The sequence below is a fragment of the Mucilaginibacter sp. P2_A4 genome (genome assembly GCF_056405015.1).
On sequence record NZ_JBFUCX010000002.1, the window covers coordinates 388359 to 410422 of the forward strand.

A 22064-nucleotide genomic window follows, 5' to 3' on the forward strand; every position below is an offset into this window, starting at 1 on the left:
ATTAGCGGCATGAATATAGGCATCATTGGTTTGGGCGATATGGGGCGTTTATACGCAAAGGCTTTTGCAAAAGCCGGTTACACTGTTTGTGGGTGCGATTTGCCCGAAAATCGTAATAAGCTGGAAGAGGAACTTACACCCTTTGGCATTACTATTATAGATAGGGCCGGCGATGTATCGCGCACCAACGACCTCGTTATTTATTCTGTTGAAGCCGACAGGCTGGAGCAGGTAGTGGCGGAGTGTGGTCCTTTAACCAAATACGGGGTTATTGTGGCCGGGCAAACATCCGTAAAGCACCCCGAAATAGCCATATTTGAAAAATATCTGCCTGCAGATGTGCAGATCATTACCTTTCATGCCATGCACGGGCCGGGTTTTGAACCTAAAGGGCAAACGCTTATCCTGATACCGCATCGGTGTAAACCAGATGCCTACCAGCGGATGGTTGATTTGTTTACCGCCATTGGCAGCGATATAGTGGAAATTGCTGATTACCACGAACACGATAAAATTGTGGCCGATACCCAGGCAGTAACCCATGTAGGTTTTGAGAGTATGGGAACCGCGTGGAAGGCCGCCGGCTTTTTCCCCTGGGAAAATGCATCTTATATTGGGGGTATTGATAATGTAAAAATATTGACCACCCTGCGCATCTTTAGTTATAAAGCGCACGTGTACGCGGGGCTTGCTATATTAAACCCCTATGCCCGGCAGCAGGTAAAACGCTATTCGGAATCCGAATCGGAATTGTTTAAGCTGATGATCAAGGAGGAGGCCCAAACTTTTAGAGAGCGGCTGTACCGTGCCCGCGATTTTGTTTTCCACGAAAGCCGAAAACCCATTATGCTAAATGATGTGGTGATGAAAGAGTTCTCGCTATCACAAAAGCCCGAACTGCAAAAGCCCAACTCGCACCTGAGTATATTAAGTATGGTTGATGCCTGGTATCACTTAGGGGTAAATCCCTATGACAACCTCATTTGCCAAACTCCGCCTTTTCGCCTCCGGTTGGGCATTGCCGAATACTTGTTCAAGAACGAGGACTTATTAGAGGAATCCATCGAAACTGCACTGTATGATAAAACCATCCGCGGTGATGATTTGGAGTTTCATTCGGCAGTAAGGGAGTGGTCGGCTATTATTGGCTATGGCGACATGGAAGGTTATAAGAAACACTTTAACGAAGTACAGTCCTTTTTCAGCCACAGGTTGGAAGAGGGTAAAGCACAAAGCGCGGAGCTGATCAGGCGGTTGATGATGGAGTAATTTTTATTTCGGAACTGGGAGTTTTGATTTAATCATATCAATAACTCCTTTTACTTCGCTTTATTAATCTCCGCTATAGCATCATCAACAACTTTTACAGATGCCGCGTCATTTAATCCGGCGCGGTTCGTTTTAACCTGTGTTAATATTCCAATTACTTTTGGCCCCACATATTTTTTAAATTCAACTCCCAGTTTTTTGATCTCCTCAATCCCCTGCAGCACGTGTTCTTGATTTTTTAAGCGGCCTAAGTAGTTTCCAAACTTTTCGCTGAGCTTATACCTTTGCTCCTCAAAACGGCTCATATAAAAATGGTATATGTAAGCCCATTTTTCATCGCCGGCATTTGCGGTATATACCGTAAATATTGCCCCGGTCAAGTCTCCTTTGTTATCTTTTTCGTACAAAGGTGCAAGTGTCATTGCTTCTGCGGGGTTTACCTGGTTTATTGCCCATAACGCCGCACCCTGTACCGCGTATGATTCGCTTTTTAGCGCCTGTTTTAATAGTTCGAGGTCGGCGGGTTTTTTAAATTTGCCCAAAAATACTATTGCCTGGGCACGGGTTAAGCTAATGCTATCCTTTTGGGCTATTTCAACTATCGATGGGTAGGCCGCTTTACGGATAGTGTCATTATCCATATTTAATGCCTGCATGGCTTTAAGCCGTAAACCGTAATATTTATCCTTCAAAGCTCCTATCAGGACCTTTTGGCCGGTAATGGTTTTTTGCCCGGCTATTGCCGCGTCAATAGCCTCGTAGCGATCCAGATATAGCGGTGCGCTGGCATATTGAAAAGCATATTCTTCAAGGGTTTTATTATCTGTTTTTTTGGCAAGCAACAGTTTATCGCCATCAACATTTACCAGCTGTGGTTTGGAAGTTACCGGGAAAACTAAAGTATCAAGCTTTTGGCGCATCCAAATCTTGTGGCGTTCCTTTTTGCCATCTGCATAAATATCAATAGCCATTGGTAAAATAAAAGTTTGCCCGGGCTGGGTTTGCTGCAGGTAAACGGTTTGTGTTTTGCGGGTTTCATCCCATTTATAACTGATACTCAATTCGGGGTGACCGGCACCATAATACCACTGATTAAAAAACCAGTTCAGATCCAGTCCGCTGGCTTTTTCCATTGCCAACCGGAGTTGCTGGGCTTCAGCGTTTTTAAAGGCGTTTGTTGTAAGGTAAATGTTCAACCCTTTATAAAAAGCATCGTTACCTAAATAGTGCCGGAGCATATTTAATATGCGGCCACCTTTTTGATAAGTAACCCCATCAAAAACATCCTGTTTATCGTTATAATAAAAACGTACCAGGTTTTTTGTGGCATTTTGAGGACTGTTAAGGTAGCCCTGTAGGCCTTCATGAATGTGTTCGTCCGCGGCATCTTGCCCATACCGGTGCTCGGCCCAAAGTATTTCGCCAAGATCGGCAAATGATTCATTAAGGGTAAGGTTGCTCCAGCTTTCGGTAGTAACGTAATCACCAAACCATTGGTGAAATAGTTCATGCACACCGCCAAAATCATTATGTACCCTATCAATCAGTTCACGTTTGGTGGCCTGTGCCCCCTCGCCGGTAACCATGGCCGTGGTGTTTTCCATCGCGCCGCTCACATAGTCGCGCACGGTAATTTGCGCGTATTTGTTCCATGGGTAATCTACACCGGTGATTTTAGAAAAGAATCCAATTGCATCGGGCGTAAAGCCGAAAATATCCTTGGCATAAGGGGCGTATTTGGGTTCAACGTAATAGTTTACCTCTTTGCCATGCCAGCTGTCCTTATATATTGAAAAATCGCCAACGGCCATCATAAATAGATAGGGGGCATTCGGAAGGTCCATTTTCCAGGTATCGGTGCGGGTATGGTCGGTATTTGTTTTTTGCGAGGCAAGCCGGCCGTTTGATAAGGTAACATATTTGGCCGGAACGGTCATGATGATCTCGCTGGTGGTTTTTTGATTTGGCTTATCAATAGTAGGGAACCAGGCCGATGAACTTTCGGGTTCTCCTTCAGTCCATATTTGTGTGGGTTTATCCTTTTCTGTTCCGTCAGGATTAATAAAGTATAATCCTTTTCCCTGCTTCCTTGACGTTTTTAACTCATTGGGCTTTGCAGTGTAATCGAGGTATATGGTATAGCTTTCGTTGTTATGATAAACCCTATCTAATGTAATTGCCACGGTAAGGCTATCATAAGTGAATTTAAGCGGGACATTTTTACCATATTTTATAATCGAGATGTTTTTCAGGTCCATGCCTTTGGCATCCAGTCTTAAAGTGTCGGTCGGGTAAAAATGCGGTTTTAAAGTAACCCATTCCTTGCCGTATAGGTGGCGTTTTTTGTAGTCGAAGCTTACATTAAGTTTGGTGTGTACTAAATCATTGATCCTGGCAGGTGTTCCCCGGTATATTTTTGATAGCCCGTCTGCTGGCTTTTCTTGTGCCACCAAGGGGCCGCTTATGAATAAAGTGCTACAAATTAAAAGGGTTAGGCAAAGCTTTTTCATATCCATTCATTTTTAATGATGAACAAATATATGCATAGTACTATTTATAACATAGTACTATTTTGAATTAATTTTTAGGACAGAACTTAATTTTCAAATCCAGGGAATACTATATGAAAAATGCTCCACCATTCGTGTTCAAATGAAAGGTATAGCTTAAAAGGGCCATGGATAACTATCGTTTCATTACTTTCTAAAATGGCATTGTACTTAATATACCCTTCGGCATAGCCCATACCGGTTTCGGTCTTAAACTCGAAACCAATATCTGCAATCTTGTATTCAGGATCAGTAAAAGCGTTGTAGGAATTAAAAATTTGATTCAGCTTTTCTACCAATTCAACCTTGCTTACGGATCTATCACCCTTTAATATAAAAGGATCAGCAATGCACCAGCTACGCTCATTAAGTTTTTGTGCTAACCATCCTGATAAAAATTCTTCTGCCCTGTTCCCGATATCTAATTTATGATTGGGGTGAAACTCTTCGTAAGTGAAGTGTGTAACCATCCCCGGAATATTAAAGTCATCGGTTTCCTGGTCAAACAGTTCTTCGGTAATAAAGGAATATTTAGTGCGGTTGTCATATGCTGCGATAAAATCTACCTCAATATTTTTTTGAGCTAACAAATCGGTTACTTCCTCAAATGCCAAATCTACCAGGTCATCACTCAGTTCATCGGCCCTTTTAAAATCGGGTTTGCCTAACAGGTCAAATACCTTAATGCGTTTCGCGCCGGCGTAATTTTGTTCAAAAGCCATCACGTGTTTTAAAAATTCATTCTCAATTAATGGGTCTAAATTTCCAGAACTTTGTGAATCTGCGCCTAATTCTGCCTTTAACTTTAAACGCAGCAATTCATTTTCCATCCGCAGGTTATCTTCCTCGTCGTCGTAAAGAGGATCATTTGGCATATCTTGATTGGTTTGCATGGTAAGTTTGCGTTATTATGATTTCATCTTTAATAAATAAATTTCCTTTTTGGAAGGCATTTTAAATTTCTCGATGTTATCACTGTTGTAAAACGGATCGGCTATTTCGATCTGATCTGATGGGAATTCTTTTCCGAGGATTTTTTCGGCCTCGTCAATAGTATAACGTGTGCCTTTAATGTCGAAAACAAAACCGTAGTCAGATTTTTTTAGCTGCTTCATGTTTACGCTTCCTTTTGGTATCGAGAAATCAATTGGCACGGTGTATTGTACGCGCACCGGTTTGCCATCCTGTACTCCGGGCGACCATTGAGGGCTGTTTTGTAAAACAGTTACAGCCTCTGCTTCACAGCCGGCACCTATACAATTCATTGGCGTAACATTGGTAACCCTTCCGTCGCGCTCAACTACAAAGGAAAGTCTCACTTTTCCGTTAATACCTATTAAGCGGGCAACTTCCGGATATTTAACGTTCTTACTAATATATTTACCAAAAGCCTGTATTCCTCCGGGAAACTCGGGAAGGACTTCAACAGCCTTGAATCCTCGATTATTGGGAAGTTGAGTTGTATCAGTTTTTTGAGTTGATTGGGCAAAAGAAGTTTGTACTATAAAAAAAGGGATAAGGAGCAGGTAATAAGGTTTCATGAGGTAAAGATAAATATTTGCTTTACAACAGGCCGTGAGTGCATGGCTGAAATCGAAATATTTGAGCGGAAGATATTTTATTAGGAAACCTTACGAAGCTTTTAAAGTTTCGTAAGGTTTGGAGCATTTAACAAATTCTCAAATTTTCGATTATTTAGCAGCAAATAATGTCCACGGATATGCTTTCATATCCCTTAGATATTTGGCCTGGTAATTATATTCAGGATGTTTTTTAAAGAAGGGGGCAGCCAGGAAGTCAGATCCGCCGGGGTGGCCCATGTGTGCCCATAGCTGCATCTTGCTGGCAAGATCGGCATTGGTAACTTTACCCTGTACCGCGCCCATCGGGAAATAGGGGCCTTCGCTCCACTCCGGGCAACCTTTTGGATCTTCGTCTATATGGCCGTCAATTACACAACGGTTAAACGCGTTTTTGCCGTTTAGTGCATCATAGGTATCACCTTCTATTATCTTTCCGTTCTCTACGTCCAGCTTGCCTTTGTAATTAACACAAACCAATTTCTCCATCCTTAGCTTACGGGCGTTGGGGGAGTTTGTTTTATCATTTACATCAAATGTAGTTTCCTGTTTTATCAGGTTAGGATCGGCCGGGAAGTTGGAGCCAATCATCGCCGTGTCTTTCGACCTCCATATTTTTTGAGTTTTAAGGCCCAGCTCCAGTTTAGCTACCTCGTTGGTTTTGGTATCGCCTATTAGCCAGTCGTTAGCATAACCGCCGTTATTATCTGTACTCATGATCTTTATAACATCATCAATACTATTACTGTATTGTGCAGCTTTACGGGCACGCACAAACTCGGGTGTGCGGGTGGTGTCAAAACCGTTAAAGCCGGTAATGGTGGTTTCTGTGATCAGGATGCCGGTGCTTGTTACCACAAAGTCATCGCCACTGTGAATAAATCCTGGTGCGGTGTCCATTAATATATGGTTTCCTTTTTGGGGTACAATATCTGCTATAATATTCCAACGCTCGCCCACAATGTAATCGGTCCAGTTATTATGGCCAATCACAATTTTACCATCTTTAGTATAACGACCGGTTGCTATAAATGCGCTGCAATTGCCTGGCGCTTTGTTGTTGCCGCTACCCGGTTTGGCTTTGTTCATGAGGGTGGGTACATAATATTGCGCCAGCTCAATGTTGGCATTAAGGGCTGTGATATCCAGCGTATCGTATTTTAAACCTTTGGCTTGCAAGCCCTCCGTAATGCCGCGAATCTCGTCCTGGTATTCCTTATCTATCTTTTTCCATAAAAAGCCGGCCGCTGCTTTGCGGTAAAATGCCCAATCCTTTTTACTGCTATAGGGCAGGTAGTACTGCATTACCTTTATTAAGGTATCAATCTCCTTTGATAGCAGGTAGCCGTGCTGGTAACCAATATCGGCAGGGGAGCCCGCAAGGTGCACGTAGATCCAACCGTTTTTATCCTCACGGGTAGCCTTGCCGATGCGGTCCACGGCAGTTTTTTCTGTTGATTTTTGCTTGCAGGCGAATAACAGCGTTGTGATCAGGATGATGGAAAGGGTTTGGGTAATGTGTTTCATCGTGTTTAACTGCTTAATTGTTAGATGGATGAATATAGGGAAAGAATTGGATTTTTTATAAACTGATGTTCTGGCAGGTATTATGTAACGCTTAAAGTGCCGCAATTGCATCTTTTGGTAATTGAACAAAAGGACCTTCGCCCGGATTGAAAGTACAGGCCAGTCCGGTTTTACTTATACAGCCGTAGGTACTGCCATAAAATAGGTATACTAATTCTCCCTTTTTATATTCCCTGTCAAGCCAGTGGGATTCGCGCAAGGGGATGTCCCGTGTCAGTATATGAGGATGATTTTTGTCTGGCTTGGTTTTCATATCTGTTTCTTTTTTTGCCACTTCATAAAAAGGTTACGGCTGCCCTCATACCATTCTTTACATAACAAATATTCGATGCCATTAATAGTAAAAACATCTTTCCAATATCTGGGCCGATCTTTAACCGTTCTTAATTCTGCTATAGATTTCCCGGCAACAACTTTGATTAAAAAAGGATAATTGATATCAAAGTTTACTTTCGAAAATGTTTTATCAGATAAGTTTTTAATGTCGGTGTCAGCTATTAATTTATTCTCGATTAGAGCCACGAAAGATGTTTTCACGAGCTCGCCTACTTTCATCGTAGGTTGAGCTGCTTTGGTGTTTGTGTCTTTTCCCTTTTGTTGAGACTTTGTTTTTTTCGTCTTATCGGCAGGTTTGGCGGCCATTTTATTAAGGGTGATATTGATGACCGTTTCGCCGGGTTGGGCCCCGACGGTTTTGTCAAGCGCGGCTATGCTTTGTTTATATTCGAGATATACTTCACCAAACCGGCTTAACTGGATGCCTTTCATAAAATCAAGCAGGTCGGGGTGCTCGCCAATATTATTCCCAACTGCCGATTGATGATGTTTAGCCTTTGGAACGGTAAAGTAGTTTATTGGGTGCACAAAGCGCAAAAAGTGTGTTTTAATGGTATTTTGCTCATGGGCGCTAAGTTCCACAGGATTAACGCGCGATGTCCATTTTTTGCCTTTTATCCAATCTTTGTGTTCACCAATTGTAAACAGCTTATGCTCCGCCGTTTTATAATCATAGGAGTAATCATTTTGATTTACAGAATAGATATGGGCCAGTTTCCAGCCATTGGAATTTATTTTGGGAGATTTGCCCCGCGGAGATGCCCTGTGTTCCAACTCCTCCTTGGTTTCCATATGACCATAAGGGAATTTCATCTGCAGTATAGTATCTCTAAAGTCGTCGTATTCGGGTACATAACCTTCAATGGCCATGTTATAAAAATAATGGGCCAAAAAATTATCGCAGTATATAAAAGCTGCATTGTTATATTCGGTTAAAAAGCCACGGCGAAGCAGGTTCCATTGTTTTTGCGAAGCGCCGCCAAATTTTCTGATAAAAAATTTTGCATCAGGCTCATCAACAAAGCGCATTAGTATTTGATGCCAATCCTGGACTACTTGTACAGCCGGAAGGTTAATTTCGATAGTATCCCGGTAAAAATCATGGATGGTTACCGAAGAGGAGTTGGTTAAGGGGACGATATTTTTTTGAGTAATACGATCCAGGAAGTCGAGCATTTTCATGATGTGCAATGTTAATGATAGTTTGTGTTCAGAAAATAGTTGTTTTTAATATTTTCCCTATATCCAATATGCACCATGAATTATAAGGGATTTTGAAAATAGTTTTCCACAATTTTAAGTTGTAGTGTGGGGCGTACAAAATTATGACGAAAGAAATTCGAGTATCCCCACAATAGGGATGGCAGCGAATACCGGCCCGTGGCTAATGCCTGTGCAGTATAAGCGTACAGCCCGGGCCGCAGGCATTGCCATTAATTAGATAATGGACTTTTGGACAAAGGATTAAGGATTTTGTTAATAGGCCAACACACCCCTCAGCCCCTCTCAAGAGGGGAATCGCACATGGCCTCCGCTTTTCATCCGATACGCAGCGTTAATAAGCAGCCTTTTTCAAATTTTGTTCATTCCTTAATTCAGAAAATTCTGGTCCGGGCAAATCCTACGCCGCCTGTCAATCGGGAGATTACTTTGCGCTTTGCGATGATGTGGGAGAGAAATAAATCAAGCGAATTTGAATCACTTAATCCCCAATCAAATAACTCAAAACCGCCTGTTAAAACACGTATATAAAATTTATAAAAAAATAACTCACTAACTATTTGATTATTACTACAAAGTTTCTATCTTTGCCGTCCCTTTCGGGGGGAATAATATGTCTTGAACGAAGCCCTACTGCTTCGATGGACACAAATAAATTAAGAAAATGTCAGGAATTATTGGTAAAAAAGTAGGAATGACCAGCATTTTCGATGAAACAGGGAAAAATATTCCTTGTACAGTAATCGAAGCTGGCCCTTGCGTGGTAACACAAGTTAAGTCTGTTGAATCAGACGGATATGCTGCTGTACAGCTGGCATATGGCGACAAAAAGGAAAAAAACACTTCTGGTCCGTTAAAAGGACACTTCCAAAAAGCCGGTACAACTCCAAAGCGTAAGCTTGTTGAATTCAAAACTTTCGAGGACGAAAAATCATTAGGTGATACTATCACTGTAGAGATTTTCGCTGCGGGAGATTTTGTTGATGTAGTTGGTACTTCAAAAGGTAAAGGATTTCAGGGTGTGGTAAAACGTCACGGTTTTGCGGGTGTGGGTATGCAAACTCACGGTCAGCACAATCGTTTACGTGCGCCAGGATCTTTGGGTGCGTCATCGTGGCCGTCTCGTGTATTTAAAGGCATGCGCATGGCGGGTCAAACCGGAAACGTTCGTGTTAAAACACAAAATTTACAAGTTGTAAAGGTTTACGCTGAGCAGAATCTGTTGGTTGTTAAAGGTTCCATCCCCGGAGCTAAGGGTTCATTCGTAATAGTGGATAAATAAGATGGAAGTAAACGTATTAAACGTATCAGGTAAAGAAACAGGTGCCAAGGTGCAGCTTCCTGAGTCGGTATTCGGTATTGAACCAAACGATCACGCGATCTATCTTGATGTTAAGCAGTATTTAGCTAACCAACGTCAGGGTACACACAAATCAAAACAGCGTAACGAAATTGCAGGTTCAACCCGCAAATTATATAAACAAAAAGGTACAGGTGGTGCCCGTGCAGGTAGCGTTAAATCTCCATTATTTAATGGTGGTGGTCGCGTTTTCGGTCCGCAACCACGCGATTACAGTTTCAAGTTAAACAAGAAACTTAAATCACTGGCTCGTAAATCGGCTTTATCATACAAAGCAAAGGATAACAACATTTTAGTATTGGAAGATTTTAACTTTGATAACATCAAAACTAAAACTTACATTAAAATGGAAGCTGACCTGAATGTTACTAATGAAAAAACATTATTAGTAGTAGCAGCAGCTGAAAACAACAATGTGTATTTATCAAGCAGAAACCTGAAGAAAACGAAAGTAATTTCAGTTGAGCAGCTAAACACTTATGATGTGTTAAACGCTGGTAAACTGTTATTAACTACAGGCGCTGTTAAAACTTTGGAGGAAGCATTAGCTAAGTAATTATGGAAATTTTAAAGAAACCCCTACTTACTGAAAAAGTAACTCAATTAACCGAGAAACTTAACCGTTATGCTTTCAAAGTTGATCACAGAGCAAACAAGATTCAGATTAAAGGCGCCATTGAGGCAATGTATGGTGTTAACGTTAAGGCGGTAAACACTATGAAATACGTCGGCAAACTTAAAACTCGCAATACTAAAGCAGGCGCCGTATCTGGCCGTGCTGCTACGTATAAAAAAGCGATCATTACGTTGAATGACGGTCAAACAATTGATTTTTACAGCAATATATAATTAAGAGATGGCAGTAAAGAGATTTAAACCGGTTACCCCCGGTACCCGTTTCAGAGTTGATGTATCTAATTCAGATATTACAACAAACGTTCCTGAAAAGTCGTTAGTTGAATCAGCCAACACAAGATCGGGCGGGCGTAACAATACCGGTAAAATGACTATGCGCTACATGGGTGGTGGTCATAAACAAGCATATAGGTTGATTGATTTCAAACGTAATAAATTTGACATCCCTGCAAAAGTTGCAACTATTGAGTATGATCCTAACCGTTCTGCACGTATAGCACTGTTACATTTTGTTGATGGTGAAAAACGATACATGATCGCTCCGGAAGGCTTAACAGTTGGAACGATGGTTGTAGCCGGCGAGACAGCTACTCCAGAGGTTGGTAATACCATGCCTTTGAAGAACATCCCGTTAGGTTCTATCATTCACAACATTGAGTTAAACCCAGGCCAGGGTGGTGTAATTGCCCGCAGCGCCGGTACTTACGCTCAGCTTTCAGCACGTGATGGTAAATATGCCATTATTAAATTGCCTTCAGGCGAAACACGTATGATACTGTCAACTTGTTTGGCAACTATCGGTACCGTTTCAAATGGCGAAAGAGCAAACGCGGTGTTAGGTAAAGCAGGCCGCAAACGTTGGTTAGGCCGCAGGCCGCGTGTTCGTGGTGTTGCCATGAACCCGGTAGATCACCCTATGGGTGGTGGTGAGGGTAGAGCCTCAGGTGGTCATCCACGTTCACGTAAAGGTTTGTTAGCTAAAGGCTACAAAACACGTGACAAGAAAAAAGGGTCTGATCGTTATATCATTGAAAGAAGGAAAAAATAATGGCACGTTCAATTAAAAAAGGACCTTATATTGATCATAACCTGGAAAGAAAAGTTCTTACCTTGAATGAATCAAGCAAAAAATCAGTTGTAAAAACATGGTCACGTCGTTCCATGATCTCTCCTGATTTCGTTGGTCACACATTCGCAGTACACAATGGTAACAAGTTTATCCCGGTGTATGTAACAGAAAACATGGTTGGTCACAAGCTGGGAGAGTTTGCTCCAACCCGCACATTCCGCGGTCACGCAGAAAAGAAAAAATAAGGCATGGAAGCAACAACTAAAATCAAAAAGTCTGTATTGATCAGACAGCAAAAAGAAGCTGCGAAAGCCCAGGTAGGCGGCGCTTCTGTTGCCAAGCTACAGAACTGCCCAACTTCACCACGCAAAATGCGTTTGGTGGTTGACCTGATCCGTGGTGAAAACGTTGAGAAAGCGTTATACATATTAAAATATACTAACAAAGAAGCTGCAATTCGTGTAGAGAAACTTTTGTTATCAGCTATTAAAAACTGGGAAGCAAAAAACGAAGGCAAACGCGTTGAAGATAGCGCCTTATTTGTAAAAGAGATTTCAGTAGGTGGTGGCCGTCAATTAAAAAGACTGCGCCCTGCTCCGCAAGGAAGAGGGTACCGCATACGCAAACGCTCAAACCATGTAACACTGATTGTGGATAGTAAAAACGATAATAATTAATTTGAAATGGGACAGAAAGCACATCCAATAGGTAACAGGTTAGGAATCATCAGAGGATGGGATTCTAATTGGTTCGGTGGCAATCACTATGCCGACAAATTAGTTGAAGACGAAAAGATCCGCAAATACCTTTCAGCTCGTATAGCTAAAGGTGGTGTATCAAAAGTAGTTATCGAACGCACTTTAAAACGTATCACTGTAACTATCCACACTGCCCGTCCGGGTATTGTGATTGGTAAAGGCGGTGCAGAGGTTGATAAGATCAAAGAAGAGTTGAAAAAACTTACCAAAAAGGAAGTTCAGATCAACATCTTTGAAATTAAACGCCCTGAACTTGATGCACAATTAGTAGCTGAAGGTATCGCAAAACAATTAGAAGCACGTATCTCTTTCCGTCGTGCCATGAAAACTACAATTGCTTCAACCATGAGAATGGGTGCTGAAGGAATCAAGATCATGACATCAGGCAGGTTAGGCGGTGCCGAGATGGCACGTAGCGAACAATATAAAGAAGGAAGAATTCCTTTGCACACTTTCCGTGCCGATATTGACTACGCATTAGCAGAAGCATTAACTACTTATGGTAAAATAGGTGTTAAAGTATGGATCTGTAAAGGCGAAGTTTATGGCAAACGCGACTTGTCTCCAAACATTGGTGGTACAAGCAGCAACAGCGGTAAAGGTGGCAGGCCAGATGGTGCTCCGGCATTCGGTGGACGTGGCAACGAGCGCGGTGGCGAACGTGGTGGCGAACGCAGAAATGACAGGAAACCAGGTGCTGGTGGCGACCGCAGAGGCGGCCCGGGTGCAGGTGGCAATGCTGGTCCTCGTGGTGGCGGTAGTAGCCGTCCGGGTGGTCCAGGTGGCAACCGTCCAGGTGGTCAAGGTGGTGGTAACCGTCCAGGCGGCCCAAAGAGATAATAATTACAAGTAGAAGAAAAATATCGTAACGATATAAAAGCTTAAGAAAATGCTACAGCCAAAAAGAACGAAGTTCAGAAAGATGCAAAAAGGCAGGATGAAAGGTTTAACCACTCGTGGTGCTGAACTTTCATTCGGATCTTTTGGTGTAAAATCACTCGAAGCGGCATGGATTACCAGCCGCCAGATCGAGGCTGCACGTATCGCTGTAACACGTTTTATGAAACGTGAAGGCCAGGTTTGGATCAGGATTTTTCCTGACAAGCCTGTAACCAAAAAACCAGCAGAGGTACGTATGGGTAAAGGTAAAGGTGCTCCAGAATATTGGGTAGCGGTAGTTCGCCCCGGAAGGATCATCTTTGAAGCCGAAGGAGTGCCTTTGGAAGTTGCTAAAGAGGCTTTACGCCTTGCAGCTGCCAAGCTTCCAGTACAAACAAGATTTATAGTACGTAGGGATTACGTAGAAGCATAAATAATTGTTCGGAGTAGTTGAAAGGTTGTAATGTTTAAAGGTTGAAAAACCATATTGATTTAGCAACCGCCCCAAAAGGGAACTTTTTAACATTTCAACTTTCCAACTTTACAACGAATAAAATAATAAGAAAATGAAAAACTCAGAAATTTTGGAGCTATCAACAGAAGAATTGAACGCAAAACTCGCAGAGGAAAGGTCAACCCTAACCAAATTGAAATTTGCTCACGCAGTTTCTGCTATTGAGAATCCATCCCGTATAACAAAGGTACGCAAGGGAATTGCTCAGTTAAATACTGAATTAACACAGCGCAAAGCGGCGTCGGCTTCTGAAAAGAATTAATTTTTTAAGCATTCAGAAAAATGGAAAGAAATTTAAGAAAAACACGTACCGGCCTGGTGGTTAGCAATAAGATGGAGAAATCTATTGTTGTGGCTGTTGAGCGTAAAGTAAAACACCCTATCTACGGTAAGTTCGTTAAAAAAACCACAAAATTTATGGCTCATGATGAGACTAATACTTGTGGCATAGGCGATACCGTACTGATTATGGAAACCCGCCCGCTGAGCAAAAGCAAAAACTGGAGATTAGTTCAAATTTTAGAAAGGGCTAAATAAGATGGTACAACAGGAATCAAGATTAAACGTAGCCGATAACAGTGGCGCTAAAGAAGTTTTAGTGATCCGTGTGTTAGGTGGTACCGGCAAAAGGTACGCATCTATAGGCGATAAGATAGTAGTAACCGTAAAAAGCGCTTTACCTTCAGGTAACGTAAAAAAAGGTACTGTATCAAAAGCCGTAGTAGTACGCACCAAAAAAGAGATCCGCAGAAAAGATGGTTCATACATCCGTTTCGACGATAACGCAGCTGTTTTGTTAAATAACCAGGACGAGCCAAGAGGTACCCGTATCTTTGGCCCGGTTGCAAGAGAACTGCGTGAGAAACAATTTATGAAAATTGTATCATTAGCACCGGAGGTATTGTAATCATGGAAAAGAAAAAACACGCACAGCCAACTAAACTAAAGATCCGCAAAGGTGATTTAGTGAAAGTTATAGCCGGTGATTCAAAGGGAACACAAGGCAAAATTGTTGAAGTATTAGTTGATAAAGGTAGAGCTATTGTTGAAGGTGCCAATATGGTATCAAAACATACTAAACCTAATGCTGCTAATCCTAACGGCGGAATTGTTAAACAAGAAGCTGCAATACATATTTCAAACCTAATGCTGGTTGATCCTAAAACAGGTAATACAACCCGTGTTGGCCGTAAGAAAAACGAAGCCGGCAAATTAGTAAGGGTAGCAAAAAAATCAGGGGAGGAAATTAAGTAATGACTTACGTACCAAGATTAAAAACAAAATATAAGGACGAAATTCGTACTGCACTGAAAGATAAATTTCAGTACAAAAGCGTAATGCAGGTTCCTAAACTGGAAAAGATTGCCATTAACCAGGGTGTTGGCGGTGCTACTACCGATAAAAAACTTATCGAGAACACAATCACCGAATTAACAACCATCACTGGTCAGCAGGCAGTATCTTCAAAATCTAAGAAAGATATCTCAAACTTTAAATTGCGTAAAAATATGCCGGTTGGCGTACGTGTTACCTTGCGTGACAACACAATGTATGAGTTTTTGGATCGCTTAATTGCTGTTGCCCTTCCACGTATCCGTGATTTTAAAGGCATCAACGATAAAGGTTTTGACGGAAGAGGTAACTATACTTTAGGTATAACAGAGCAAATTATATTCCCTGAGATAAATATTGACAAAATCAATAAAATCCAAGGTATGGATATTACCTTTGTAACCTCCGCAACAAACGATGTTGAAGCATTGGAGTTGTTGAAACAATTTGGATTACCATTTAAAAATCAAAATAGCAATGGCTAAAGAAGGTGTAAAAGCTCGTGAAGTAAAGCGCGCTAAATTGGTTGCAAAATACGCAGAGAAAAGAGCAGCCCTTAAAGAAGCCGGCGATTTCGTTGGTTTAGATAAATTGCCTAAAGCGTCGTCTCCGGTAAAATTACACAACCGTTGTAAATTGACTGGTCGCCCTCGTGGTTATATGCGTCAGTTTGGTATTTCACGCGTAACATTCCGTGAAATGGCATTGGCAGGTAAAATACCGGGAGTAAAGAAAGCTAGCTGGTAAAAAAGAGCAAAAAGCTCAAGGCATAAAGCATAAAGCTAAACAGGCTTTAAGCTTTGTGCTTTTAGCATTGAGCTAAAAAAGAGAATTTAACCGATGGCAGGTCGTCCCGGATGTTACGGGAAGGAAACCACCATCATAACACAATAAAATGAATACAGATCCAATCGCAGATTATCTTACACGAGTAAGGAATGCTATTAAAGCCAACCATAGGGTTGTTGAAATTCCTGCATCAAATCTTAAAAAGGAAATCACTAAGGTGCTTTTCGATAAAGGTTACATTGCCAATTACAAGTTTGAAGAAGTTGGTCCTCAGGGCAGCATTAAAGTTGCTTTAAAGTACCACCCGATAACTAAAATTTCTGCTATCCGTAGCATTACGCGCATCAGTAAACCAGGTTTGAGAAAATACGCAGGCATGGATAACTTGCCAAGAGTATTAAATGGTTTAGGTATTGCCATCTTGTCGACTTCAAAAGGCGTAATGTCTGATAAAGAAGCCCGTCAGCAAAATGTAGGTGGCGAAGTTTTATGCTACGTTTATTAATAGGAGAAATTAAGCAATGTCAAGAGTAGGAAAAGCACCGATAGCAATGCCACAGGGAGTAACTGTTACCGTATCAGCAGATAATGTTGTTACTGTAAAAGGCCCTAAAGGTGAATTGCAGCAAGCGGTTGATAGCGATATCACCATTGCACAGGAAGACGGTCAGTTACTGGTTACACGCCCGTCTGATCAAAAACGTCACAAAGCATTACATGGTTTATACCGTGCATTGTTAAATAACATGGTAGTAGGTGTAACAGAAGGTTACAAAATACAACAGGAATTAGTGGGTGTGGGTTACCGTGCTACCAATACAGGTAATACATTAGATTTAGTGTTGGGTTACTCTCACCACTATGTATTTGAATTACCACAAGAAATTAAAGTTACAACCACTGCTGATAAGGGTAAAAACCCAACTATCATACTTGAGTCAATTGACAAACAGTTAATTGGACAAGTAGCTGCAAAAATACGCTCGTTACGTACTCCAGAGCCTTACAAGGGTAAAGGTATTAAGTTTGTAGGCGAGATATTGAGAAGAAAAGCAGGTAAATCAGCATCTAAAAAATAATCGTCATGGGAGCTAAATTATCAAGAAGAGACAGGATTAAAAAAGGTATCAGAAAACGCCTTTCAGGATCAACAGAGCGTCCTCGCCTGTCAGTATTTAGGAGCAATAAAGGTATTTACGCGCAGATCATTGACGATTTAACCGGTAAAACTATCGTATCAGCATCATCTTTATCAAAAGACTTTGTTGCAGCAGAAGGCACAAAATCTGATCAATCAGTAGCCGTAGGCAAACTGGTAGCTCAGAAAGCTATCGCAGCAGGTATTAAAGATGTGGTTTTCGACAGGAACGGTTATTTGTACCATGGTCGTGTTAAGTCACTGGCCGAAGGTGCACGTGAAGGTGGTTTAAACTTTTAATCGAAAAGAGAAATGTCAACAATCAACATAAAAAGAGTAAAAACAAGCGAGATCGAATTAAAAGACCGCTTGGTAAGCATACAACGTGTTGCCAAAGTAACCAAAGGTGGTCGTACTTTTAGCTTCAGTGCCATTGTGGTAGTGGGCGATGAGAACGGTGTTGTAGGTTACGGTTTAGGTAAAGCAAAAGAGGTTACTGAAGCAATTGCTAAAGGTATTGATGATGCAAAAAAGAACCTGGTAAAAGTGCCAATTATTAACGGTACTGTACCTCATGAGCAGATAGGTAAATTTAGCGGTGGTTTTGTTTTTATTAAACCAGCAGCAAATGGTACCGGTGTTATTGCGGGTGGTGCAATGCGTGCAGTGTTAGAGTCTGCAGGTATCCACAACGTATTGGCAAAATCAAAAGGTTCATCAAATCCGCACAACGTGGTTAAAGCAACTGTATCTGCATTATCACAATTACGTGATGCACATACTGTAGCGCAGCAACGTGGCGTTAGTTTAGGTAAAGTATTTAACGGATAATCAGTCATGGCCAAAATCAAAATAACTCAGATTAAAAGCGTGATCGACAGAAGTGAGCGCCAAAAAAAGACGATCGAAGCATTAGGCTTGCGTAAAATTAACCACAGTGTGGAAGTTGAGGCAACTCCTGCTATAGTAGGTATGGTTAGAAAAGTTAATCACCTGGTAGCGGTAGAAAATATTTAATATCATGAATTTAAGTAATTTAAAACCTGCAGAAGGTTCTACTAAAAATAGAAAAAGAATTGGCCGTGGTACAGGTTCTGGCCGTGGTGGAACATCAACCCGTGGCCATAAAGGCGCCGGGTCACGTTCAGGTACAAGCACAAAGGTTGGTTTTGAAGGCGGTCAGATGCCTTTACAACGTCGTGTGCCTAAGGTTGGTTTTAAAAACCCTAACCGTGTAGAGTATACAGGCGTTAACCTTGATGTGCTGCAAGAATTAGTTGAAAAATATACACTTACAAAGGTTGATTTCGCTACTTTGAAAGAGCACGGTTTAGCATCTCGTAATGACCTGGTTAAGATCCTTGGTCGTGGCGAGTTAAAAGCCAAATTAGAAGTTGAGGCACATGCATTTACTGCTACAGCTCAAAAAGCTATTGAAGCAGCTGGTGGTACCATAGTTAAGCTATAATTTTAGGATGAAGAAATTTTTCACCACATTATCCAATATCTGGAAAATCGAAGATCTGAGAGTGCGTATTATAAACACACTCTTATTTCTTTTAATATATCGCGTCGGTTCATTTGTGGTTCTGCCAGGGGTTAATCCTGCATCAGTATCAAACCAAAAAGCAGAAGGATTAGTAGGATTGCTGAATATGTTTGCGGGAGGTTCGTTTTCACGTTCCTCAATTTTTGCATTGGGTGTAATGCCTTATATCTCGGCTTCAATTGTGGTGCAATTATTAGGTATCGCTGTTCCTTACTTCACCAAATTGCAAAAAGAAGGCGAAAGCGGTCGTAATAAACTTAACCAGTGGACGCGATACCTAACTATAGGTATCACGTTTTTACAGGCTATAGGTTACCTTAAATCGCAGGTTGCTCCTGATGCTATGCTGATAAGCAATCCGATGTTTACTATACTTAATACGTTTGTTTTAACCGCAGGTACATTATTTGTAATGTGGCTGGGAGAGAAAATTACGGATAAAGGTATTGGTAACGGTATATCACTGATCATCATGGTTGGTATTATTGCCCAATTGCCAGGCGCTTTCTTAACAGAGTTCACATCACGTACCACAGGTACTGGTGGTTTAGTAACTTTCATTGTTGAAATTGTAGCCTTAATTGGTGTGGTAATGTTTACTATCATGATAGTACAGGGTACCCGTAAAATTGCGGTACAGTATGCTAAACGAATAGTAGGTAATAAACAATACGGCGGTGTACGTCAGTACATACCTTTAAAGGTAAACGCGGCAGGTGTAATGCCTATCATATTTGCCCAGGCTTTAATGTTTATACCACAAACGGTACAACAATTTTTGCCAAGCATTTCATCAAACGGTATATTAATTGCGTTATCAAATTATAACTCATGGCAGCACAATTTGCTGTTTGGCGTACTGATAATCCTGTTCACTTATTTCTATACAGCAATTACGGTTAATCCTAACCAAATGGCTGATGATATGAAAAAGAATGGCGGTTTTATCCCCGGCGTTAAACCAGGTAAAACAACTGCAGATTATATTGATGGTGTAATTTCAAGAATTACTTTACCAGGATCTATTTTCCTGGCTATTATAGCAATCATTCCTGCAATTGCCAGTTTGGTTGGTGTGTCTCCAATTTTCGCAAGATTCTTTGGTGGTACATCGCTGATCATCCTGGTGGGTGTTGTATTGGATACATTGCAACAAATAGAAAGTCACCTGTTGATGCGCCATTATGATGGTTTAATGAAAACCGGACGAATTAAAGGACGTACAGCAATGCCTGCTGCTGCCGGAACAAGTCCGACAGCGATCTAATATATAAGATGTCAAAAATCAATTATAAGTCTGTCGAGGAGATAGAACTCATAAGGGAAAGTTCGTTACTCGTATCTAAGACCCTTGGGGAAATAGCTAAGGTTATCGGACCTGGTGTGAGGACTATCGAGCTTGACAAGCTGGCTGAGACTTTTATACGCGATAACGGCGGTATACCTGCTTTTTTAAACTATCACGGCTTCCCTTTTTCACTATGCATCTCCCTGAACGATCAGGTGGTGCATGGTTTTCCAGGCAAGCATGTTTTAACCGACGGTGATCTGGTTTCTGTTGACTGCGGTGTTATCTTAAACAAATACTTTGGTGATTCTGCTTATACCTTTGCCATTGGTGAGGTATCAGAACAGACTAAGAAACTCATGCGTGTTACGCAGGAGTGTTTAGACCTGGGCGTAGCAAAAGCTGTTGTAGGTATGCGCATAGGCGATATAGGCTATGCTGTACAGGAACATGCGGAGAAGAATGGCTTCGGTGTTGTTAAAGAGCTTGTAGGGCATGGGGTAGGGCTTCAGTTACATGAAAAACCCGAAGTACCAAACTATGGCAAGCGTGGTGCAGGTACCAAACTGGAAGAAGGTATGGTGATTGCTATTGAACCAATGATTAATGCAGGCCGTGCCGGTGTTAAGTTTTGGGATGATGGCTGGACAGTATCAACTTCAGATAAAAAGGTATCGGCGCATTACGAGCATACAGTTGCCATTGGCAAAGGTAAGCCAGACATTTTATCAACGTTTGAATATGTTGATAATGTTTTAAAAGAAAAGAATAATAATTAAATAATTTTTATTAATTTTGCATCCCGGTTTTAGGGCGGATAATTAAGTAATAATCAACAAAATATGGCTAAACAATCTTCGATTGAGCAAGACGGTACAATTAGGGAGGCATTGTCAAATGCAATGTTCAGGGTTGAACTTGAAAATGGTCACGAGATTATTGCACATATTTCCGGCAAGATGCGTATGCACTATATCAAGATTTTACCTGGCGACAGAGTGAAATTAGAAATGAGTCCGTACGATTTAAGTAAGGGTAGAATAACCTATAGATATAAATAATAAAAGAGATGAAAGTTAGAGCATCCATTAAGAAACGCAGCGCTGATTGCAAAATCATTCGCCGTAACGGGAAACTTTATGTTATTAACAAAAAGAATCCTAAGTACAAACAACGCCAGGGCTAAGAACAATTTTGAATTGGAGAAAGATTGAATTACTGATTTTAAGGAATTCGATAATTCAATAATTCGATAACTCAATAAATAAAAAAGAAATATGGCAAGGATATCAGGTATTGATTTACCAAAAAATAAAAGAGGAGAAATCGGACTTACTTACATTTTCGGTATAGGCCGCTCAACAGCTCAAAAGATTTTGACTGAAGCAGGTATTGATTTTAATACCAAAGTGCAAGACTGGAGCGATGATCAGTTAGCCGCGATTCGTGGAATCATTAACGATCAGATCAAGGTTGAAGGTTCACTTCGTTCAGAAGTTCAATTAAACATTAAGCGTTTAATGGATATAGGTTGCTACCGTGGTACACGTCACCGTAAAGGTTTACCATTACGTGGTCAGCGTACTAAGAACAACTCACGTACCCGTAAAGGAAAACGTAAAACAGTTGCCAACAAAAAGAAGGCTACTAAATAATAATTGATTAGTGGTTGAGAGGTGGTAATTTATTATTGCTTTAAGATCATTAGGAATAAGTTATAAAGAATGGTTACGGGTCCTGGTTATGGTATTAACCAAGTAATTCGTAAAATCAATAATCAAAAAAATGGCTAAAAGTAAAAAAGTTACCAAAAAGCGCATTGTAATTGTGGAGCCGGTTGGCGAAGCACACATCAATGCAACTTTTAACAACATCATTATCACCCTTACCAACAAAACCGGCCAGGCTATTTCATGGTCATCAGCTGGTAAAATGGGCTTTAAGGGTTCAAAAAAGAATACTCCTTACGCTGCAGGTCAAGCTGCCGGCGATTGCGGTAAAGTTGCCTATGATTTAGGTTTACGCAAGGTAGAAGTATTTGTAAAAGGCCCTGGTGCCGGTCGTGAATCAGCTATCCGTACTTTGCAAACTGCAGGTATTGAAGTTACCACGATAAAAGACATTACGCCGCTTCCACACAATGGTTGCCGTCCGTCTAAAAGAAGAAGAGTTTAATTAACAGATTTTAAAGCTAAGATTCTGCAGCGTAA

Annotated in this window: 33 protein-coding genes; 27 read left to right on the plus strand and 6 right to left on the minus strand. The window is 41.2% G+C overall.

Going from position 1 to position 22064, the window contains the following annotated elements; translation table 11 throughout:
• Positions 1–9 precede the first annotated feature (9 nt).
• Positions 10–1269, plus strand: a complete 1260-nt coding sequence (locus AC1DYB_RS05650) for an NAD(P)-binding domain-containing protein (RefSeq protein WP_477433175.1) — start codon at positions 10–12, stop codon at positions 1267–1269.
• 50 nt (positions 1270–1319) lie between these two features.
• Here the strand turns inward: AC1DYB_RS05650 and AC1DYB_RS05655 are convergent, their stop codons facing one another.
• The 6 genes from AC1DYB_RS05655 to AC1DYB_RS05680 all read right to left on the minus strand — a co-directional run bounded on the left by AC1DYB_RS05655 (position 1320) and on the right by AC1DYB_RS05680 (position 8503).
• Positions 1320–3779, minus strand: coding sequence for a M1 family aminopeptidase (locus AC1DYB_RS05655; RefSeq protein WP_477433177.1), 2460 nt, complete (start codon positions 3777–3779; stop codon positions 1320–1322).
• Between the two features lie 86 nt (positions 3780–3865).
• A complete protein-coding gene (locus AC1DYB_RS05660) occupies positions 3866–4711 on the minus strand; it encodes a hypothetical protein (protein WP_477433179.1) in 846 nt (281 codons plus the stop codon).
• 15 nt (positions 4712–4726) lie between these two features.
• On the minus strand, positions 4727–5359 hold the full coding sequence (locus AC1DYB_RS05665) for an energy transducer TonB (RefSeq protein ID WP_477433181.1): 633 nt from the start codon (positions 5357–5359) through the stop codon (positions 4727–4729).
• Between the two features lie 150 nt (positions 5360–5509).
• On the minus strand, positions 5510–6925 hold the full coding sequence (locus AC1DYB_RS05670) for a C45 family autoproteolytic acyltransferase/hydolase (RefSeq protein ID WP_477433183.1): 1416 nt from the start codon (positions 6923–6925) through the stop codon (positions 5510–5512).
• Between the two features lie 91 nt (positions 6926–7016).
• The gene (locus AC1DYB_RS05675) at positions 7017–7238 is read right to left on the minus strand and encodes a hypothetical protein (RefSeq protein WP_477433185.1); all 222 of its coding nucleotides are present in this window, start codon (positions 7236–7238) and stop codon (positions 7017–7019) included.
• Positions 7235–8503, minus strand: a complete 1269-nt coding sequence (locus AC1DYB_RS05680) for a hypothetical protein (protein ID WP_477433187.1) — start codon at positions 8501–8503, stop codon at positions 7235–7237. Before AC1DYB_RS05680 ends, AC1DYB_RS05675 begins: the two co-directional genes overlap by 4 nt.
• A gap of 703 nt (positions 8504–9206) precedes the next feature.
• Here AC1DYB_RS05680 and rplC point away from each other — a divergent pair.
• The 26 genes from rplC (at position 9207) to rpsK (ending at position 22029) form a co-directional block, all read left to right on the plus strand.
• A complete protein-coding gene (rplC, locus tag AC1DYB_RS05685) occupies positions 9207–9824 on the plus strand; it encodes a 50S ribosomal protein L3 (RefSeq protein WP_295717663.1) in 618 nt (205 codons plus the stop codon).
• Position 9825: 1 nt separating this feature from the next.
• Positions 9826–10458, plus strand: coding sequence for a 50S ribosomal protein L4 (gene rplD, locus AC1DYB_RS05690; RefSeq protein ID WP_295717661.1), 633 nt, complete (start codon positions 9826–9828; stop codon positions 10456–10458).
• A gap of 2 nt (positions 10459–10460) precedes the next feature.
• Entirely contained in the window at positions 10461–10751 is a 291-nt protein-coding gene (gene rplW, locus AC1DYB_RS05695; protein ID WP_090643376.1) for a 50S ribosomal protein L23, read from the plus strand.
• A gap of 7 nt (positions 10752–10758) precedes the next feature.
• A complete protein-coding gene (gene rplB, locus AC1DYB_RS05700) occupies positions 10759–11586 on the plus strand; it encodes a 50S ribosomal protein L2 (RefSeq protein WP_295717657.1) in 828 nt (275 codons plus the stop codon).
• Entirely contained in the window at positions 11586–11852 is a 267-nt protein-coding gene (gene rpsS / locus AC1DYB_RS05705; RefSeq protein ID WP_076377419.1) for a 30S ribosomal protein S19, read from the plus strand. Before rplB ends, rpsS begins: the two co-directional genes overlap by 1 nt.
• Before the next feature lie 3 nt (positions 11853–11855).
• The gene (rplV, locus tag AC1DYB_RS05710) at positions 11856–12284 is read left to right on the plus strand and encodes a 50S ribosomal protein L22 (RefSeq protein WP_295717653.1); all 429 of its coding nucleotides are present in this window, start codon (positions 11856–11858) and stop codon (positions 12282–12284) included.
• Between the two features lie 6 nt (positions 12285–12290).
• Positions 12291–13205 carry a 30S ribosomal protein S3 gene (gene rpsC / locus AC1DYB_RS05715; protein WP_477433189.1) on the plus strand — a complete coding sequence of 305 codons (915 nt, stop codon included), beginning with the start codon at positions 12291–12293 and terminating at the stop codon, positions 13203–13205.
• Positions 13206–13254: 49 nt separating this feature from the next.
• A complete protein-coding gene (gene rplP, locus AC1DYB_RS05720; RefSeq protein WP_295717649.1) occupies positions 13255–13677 on the plus strand; it encodes a 50S ribosomal protein L16 in 423 nt (140 codons plus the stop codon).
• 133 nt (positions 13678–13810) lie between these two features.
• On the plus strand, positions 13811–14020 hold the full coding sequence (gene rpmC, locus AC1DYB_RS05725) for a 50S ribosomal protein L29 (RefSeq protein ID WP_295717647.1): 210 nt from the start codon (positions 13811–13813) through the stop codon (positions 14018–14020).
• Between the two features lie 20 nt (positions 14021–14040).
• Complete coding sequence (rpsQ, locus tag AC1DYB_RS05730; RefSeq protein ID WP_008506277.1) at positions 14041–14295, plus strand: 30S ribosomal protein S17; 255 nt, start codon at positions 14041–14043, stop codon at positions 14293–14295.
• Position 14296: 1 nt separating this feature from the next.
• Positions 14297–14665 (plus strand): 50S ribosomal protein L14, encoded by a 369-nt coding sequence (rplN, locus tag AC1DYB_RS05735; RefSeq protein WP_073405786.1) that lies wholly within the window; start codon positions 14297–14299, stop codon positions 14663–14665.
• Positions 14666–14667: 2 nt separating this feature from the next.
• Positions 14668–15012: a 50S ribosomal protein L24 gene (gene rplX / locus AC1DYB_RS05740; RefSeq protein ID WP_477433191.1), complete on the plus strand. Its 345-nt coding sequence runs from the start codon at positions 14668–14670 to the stop codon at positions 15010–15012.
• On the plus strand, positions 15012–15575 hold the full coding sequence (gene rplE / locus AC1DYB_RS05745) for a 50S ribosomal protein L5 (protein WP_090643407.1): 564 nt from the start codon (positions 15012–15014) through the stop codon (positions 15573–15575). Before rplX ends, rplE begins: the two co-directional genes overlap by 1 nt.
• Positions 15568–15837 carry a 30S ribosomal protein S14 gene (gene rpsN, locus AC1DYB_RS05750; protein WP_295717634.1) on the plus strand — a complete coding sequence of 90 codons (270 nt, stop codon included), beginning with the start codon at positions 15568–15570 and terminating at the stop codon, positions 15835–15837. The genes rplE and rpsN overlap by 8 nt, the downstream gene beginning before the upstream one ends.
• 148 nt (positions 15838–15985) lie before the next feature.
• Entirely contained in the window at positions 15986–16384 is a 399-nt protein-coding gene (gene rpsH, locus AC1DYB_RS05755) for a 30S ribosomal protein S8 (RefSeq protein WP_477391526.1), read from the plus strand.
• Positions 16385–16400: 16 nt separating this feature from the next.
• Positions 16401–16958, plus strand: a complete 558-nt coding sequence (gene rplF / locus AC1DYB_RS05760; protein WP_295717630.1) for a 50S ribosomal protein L6 — start codon at positions 16401–16403, stop codon at positions 16956–16958.
• A gap of 5 nt (positions 16959–16963) precedes the next feature.
• A complete protein-coding gene (gene rplR, locus AC1DYB_RS05765) occupies positions 16964–17317 on the plus strand; it encodes a 50S ribosomal protein L18 (protein WP_295717628.1) in 354 nt (117 codons plus the stop codon).
• Between the two features lie 12 nt (positions 17318–17329).
• Entirely contained in the window at positions 17330–17848 is a 519-nt protein-coding gene (gene rpsE, locus AC1DYB_RS05770; RefSeq protein ID WP_295717627.1) for a 30S ribosomal protein S5, read from the plus strand.
• A 6-nt stretch (positions 17849–17854) separates the two neighbouring features.
• Positions 17855–18034: a 50S ribosomal protein L30 gene (gene rpmD / locus AC1DYB_RS05775; protein WP_183556590.1), complete on the plus strand. Its 180-nt coding sequence runs from the start codon at positions 17855–17857 to the stop codon at positions 18032–18034.
• Positions 18035–18038: 4 nt separating this feature from the next.
• Entirely contained in the window at positions 18039–18485 is a 447-nt protein-coding gene (gene rplO, locus AC1DYB_RS05780) for a 50S ribosomal protein L15 (RefSeq protein WP_295717624.1), read from the plus strand.
• A gap of 7 nt (positions 18486–18492) precedes the next feature.
• The gene (secY, locus tag AC1DYB_RS05785) at positions 18493–19833 is read left to right on the plus strand and encodes a preprotein translocase subunit SecY (protein ID WP_477433193.1); all 1341 of its coding nucleotides are present in this window, start codon (positions 18493–18495) and stop codon (positions 19831–19833) included.
• An 8-nt stretch (positions 19834–19841) separates the two neighbouring features.
• Positions 19842–20633 (plus strand): type I methionyl aminopeptidase, encoded by a 792-nt coding sequence (gene map, locus AC1DYB_RS05790; RefSeq protein ID WP_477433195.1) that lies wholly within the window; start codon positions 19842–19844, stop codon positions 20631–20633.
• Between the two features lie 63 nt (positions 20634–20696).
• A complete protein-coding gene (gene infA, locus AC1DYB_RS05795; RefSeq protein ID WP_090643449.1) occupies positions 20697–20915 on the plus strand; it encodes a translation initiation factor IF-1 in 219 nt (72 codons plus the stop codon).
• 8 nt (positions 20916–20923) lie between these two features.
• Complete coding sequence (gene rpmJ, locus AC1DYB_RS05800; RefSeq protein ID WP_074487407.1) at positions 20924–21040, plus strand: 50S ribosomal protein L36; 117 nt, start codon at positions 20924–20926, stop codon at positions 21038–21040.
• Positions 21041–21131: 91 nt separating this feature from the next.
• Positions 21132–21509, plus strand: a complete 378-nt coding sequence (rpsM, locus tag AC1DYB_RS05805) for a 30S ribosomal protein S13 (RefSeq protein ID WP_295717612.1) — start codon at positions 21132–21134, stop codon at positions 21507–21509.
• A 130-nt stretch (positions 21510–21639) separates the two neighbouring features.
• Positions 21640–22029 (plus strand): 30S ribosomal protein S11, encoded by a 390-nt coding sequence (rpsK, locus tag AC1DYB_RS05810; protein WP_259097382.1) that lies wholly within the window; start codon positions 21640–21642, stop codon positions 22027–22029.
• The last annotated feature ends 35 nt before the right edge of the window (positions 22030–22064 follow it).

Bases quoted from the DNA above. Each gene is read 5' to 3' on its own strand.
- rpsH (WP_477391526.1), top strand. From the start codon at position 15,986: ATGAATACAGATCCAATCGCAGATTATCTTACACGAGTAAGGAATGCT.
- rpmJ (WP_074487407.1), top strand. From the start codon at position 20,924: ATGAAAGTTAGAGCATCCATTAAGAAACGCAGCGCTGATTGCAAAATC.
- rpsC (WP_477433189.1), top strand. From the start codon at position 12,291: ATGGGACAGAAAGCACATCCAATAGGTAACAGGTTAGGAATCATCAGA.
- rpmD (WP_183556590.1), top strand. From the start codon at position 17,855: ATGGCCAAAATCAAAATAACTCAGATTAAAAGCGTGATCGACAGAAGT.
- AC1DYB_RS05660 (WP_477433179.1), bottom strand. From the start codon at position 4,711: ATGCAAACCAATCAAGATATGCCAAATGATCCTCTTTACGACGACGAG.
- rpsQ (WP_008506277.1), top strand. From the start codon at position 14,041: ATGGAAAGAAATTTAAGAAAAACACGTACCGGCCTGGTGGTTAGCAAT.
- rplO (WP_295717624.1), top strand. From the start codon at position 18,039: ATGAATTTAAGTAATTTAAAACCTGCAGAAGGTTCTACTAAAAATAGA.
- map (WP_477433195.1), top strand. From the start codon at position 19,842: ATGTCAAAAATCAATTATAAGTCTGTCGAGGAGATAGAACTCATAAGG.
- secY (WP_477433193.1), top strand. From the start codon at position 18,493: ATGAAGAAATTTTTCACCACATTATCCAATATCTGGAAAATCGAAGAT.
- rplR (WP_295717628.1), top strand. From the start codon at position 16,964: ATGGGAGCTAAATTATCAAGAAGAGACAGGATTAAAAAAGGTATCAGA.
- rplE (WP_090643407.1), top strand. From the start codon at position 15,012: ATGACTTACGTACCAAGATTAAAAACAAAATATAAGGACGAAATTCGT.
- rplW (WP_090643376.1), top strand. From the start codon at position 10,461: ATGGAAATTTTAAAGAAACCCCTACTTACTGAAAAAGTAACTCAATTA.
- rplP (WP_295717649.1), top strand. From the start codon at position 13,255: ATGCTACAGCCAAAAAGAACGAAGTTCAGAAAGATGCAAAAAGGCAGG.
- AC1DYB_RS05670 (WP_477433183.1), bottom strand. From the start codon at position 6,925: ATGAAACACATTACCCAAACCCTTTCCATCATCCTGATCACAACGCTG.
- rplC (WP_295717663.1), top strand. From the start codon at position 9,207: ATGTCAGGAATTATTGGTAAAAAAGTAGGAATGACCAGCATTTTCGAT.
- rplD (WP_295717661.1), top strand. From the start codon at position 9,826: ATGGAAGTAAACGTATTAAACGTATCAGGTAAAGAAACAGGTGCCAAG.
- rplN (WP_073405786.1), top strand. From the start codon at position 14,297: ATGGTACAACAGGAATCAAGATTAAACGTAGCCGATAACAGTGGCGCT.
- rpsS (WP_076377419.1), top strand. From the start codon at position 11,586: ATGGCACGTTCAATTAAAAAAGGACCTTATATTGATCATAACCTGGAA.
- rpsE (WP_295717627.1), top strand. From the start codon at position 17,330: ATGTCAACAATCAACATAAAAAGAGTAAAAACAAGCGAGATCGAATTA.
- AC1DYB_RS05680 (WP_477433187.1), bottom strand. From the start codon at position 8,503: ATGAAAATGCTCGACTTCCTGGATCGTATTACTCAAAAAAATATCGTC.
- rpsK (WP_259097382.1), top strand. From the start codon at position 21,640: ATGGCTAAAAGTAAAAAAGTTACCAAAAAGCGCATTGTAATTGTGGAG.
- AC1DYB_RS05650 (WP_477433175.1), top strand. From the start codon at position 10: ATGAATATAGGCATCATTGGTTTGGGCGATATGGGGCGTTTATACGCA.
- AC1DYB_RS05675 (WP_477433185.1), bottom strand. From the start codon at position 7,238: ATGAAAACCAAGCCAGACAAAAATCATCCTCATATACTGACACGGGAC.
- AC1DYB_RS05665 (WP_477433181.1), bottom strand. From the start codon at position 5,359: ATGAAACCTTATTACCTGCTCCTTATCCCTTTTTTTATAGTACAAACT.
- AC1DYB_RS05655 (WP_477433177.1), bottom strand. From the start codon at position 3,779: ATGAAAAAGCTTTGCCTAACCCTTTTAATTTGTAGCACTTTATTCATA.
- rplB (WP_295717657.1), top strand. From the start codon at position 10,759: ATGGCAGTAAAGAGATTTAAACCGGTTACCCCCGGTACCCGTTTCAGA.
- rplX (WP_477433191.1), top strand. From the start codon at position 14,668: ATGGAAAAGAAAAAACACGCACAGCCAACTAAACTAAAGATCCGCAAA.
- rpmC (WP_295717647.1), top strand. From the start codon at position 13,811: ATGAAAAACTCAGAAATTTTGGAGCTATCAACAGAAGAATTGAACGCA.
- rpsN (WP_295717634.1), top strand. From the start codon at position 15,568: ATGGCTAAAGAAGGTGTAAAAGCTCGTGAAGTAAAGCGCGCTAAATTG.
- infA (WP_090643449.1), top strand. From the start codon at position 20,697: ATGGCTAAACAATCTTCGATTGAGCAAGACGGTACAATTAGGGAGGCA.
- rplV (WP_295717653.1), top strand. From the start codon at position 11,856: ATGGAAGCAACAACTAAAATCAAAAAGTCTGTATTGATCAGACAGCAA.
- rplF (WP_295717630.1), top strand. From the start codon at position 16,401: ATGTCAAGAGTAGGAAAAGCACCGATAGCAATGCCACAGGGAGTAACT.
- rpsM (WP_295717612.1), top strand. From the start codon at position 21,132: ATGGCAAGGATATCAGGTATTGATTTACCAAAAAATAAAAGAGGAGAA.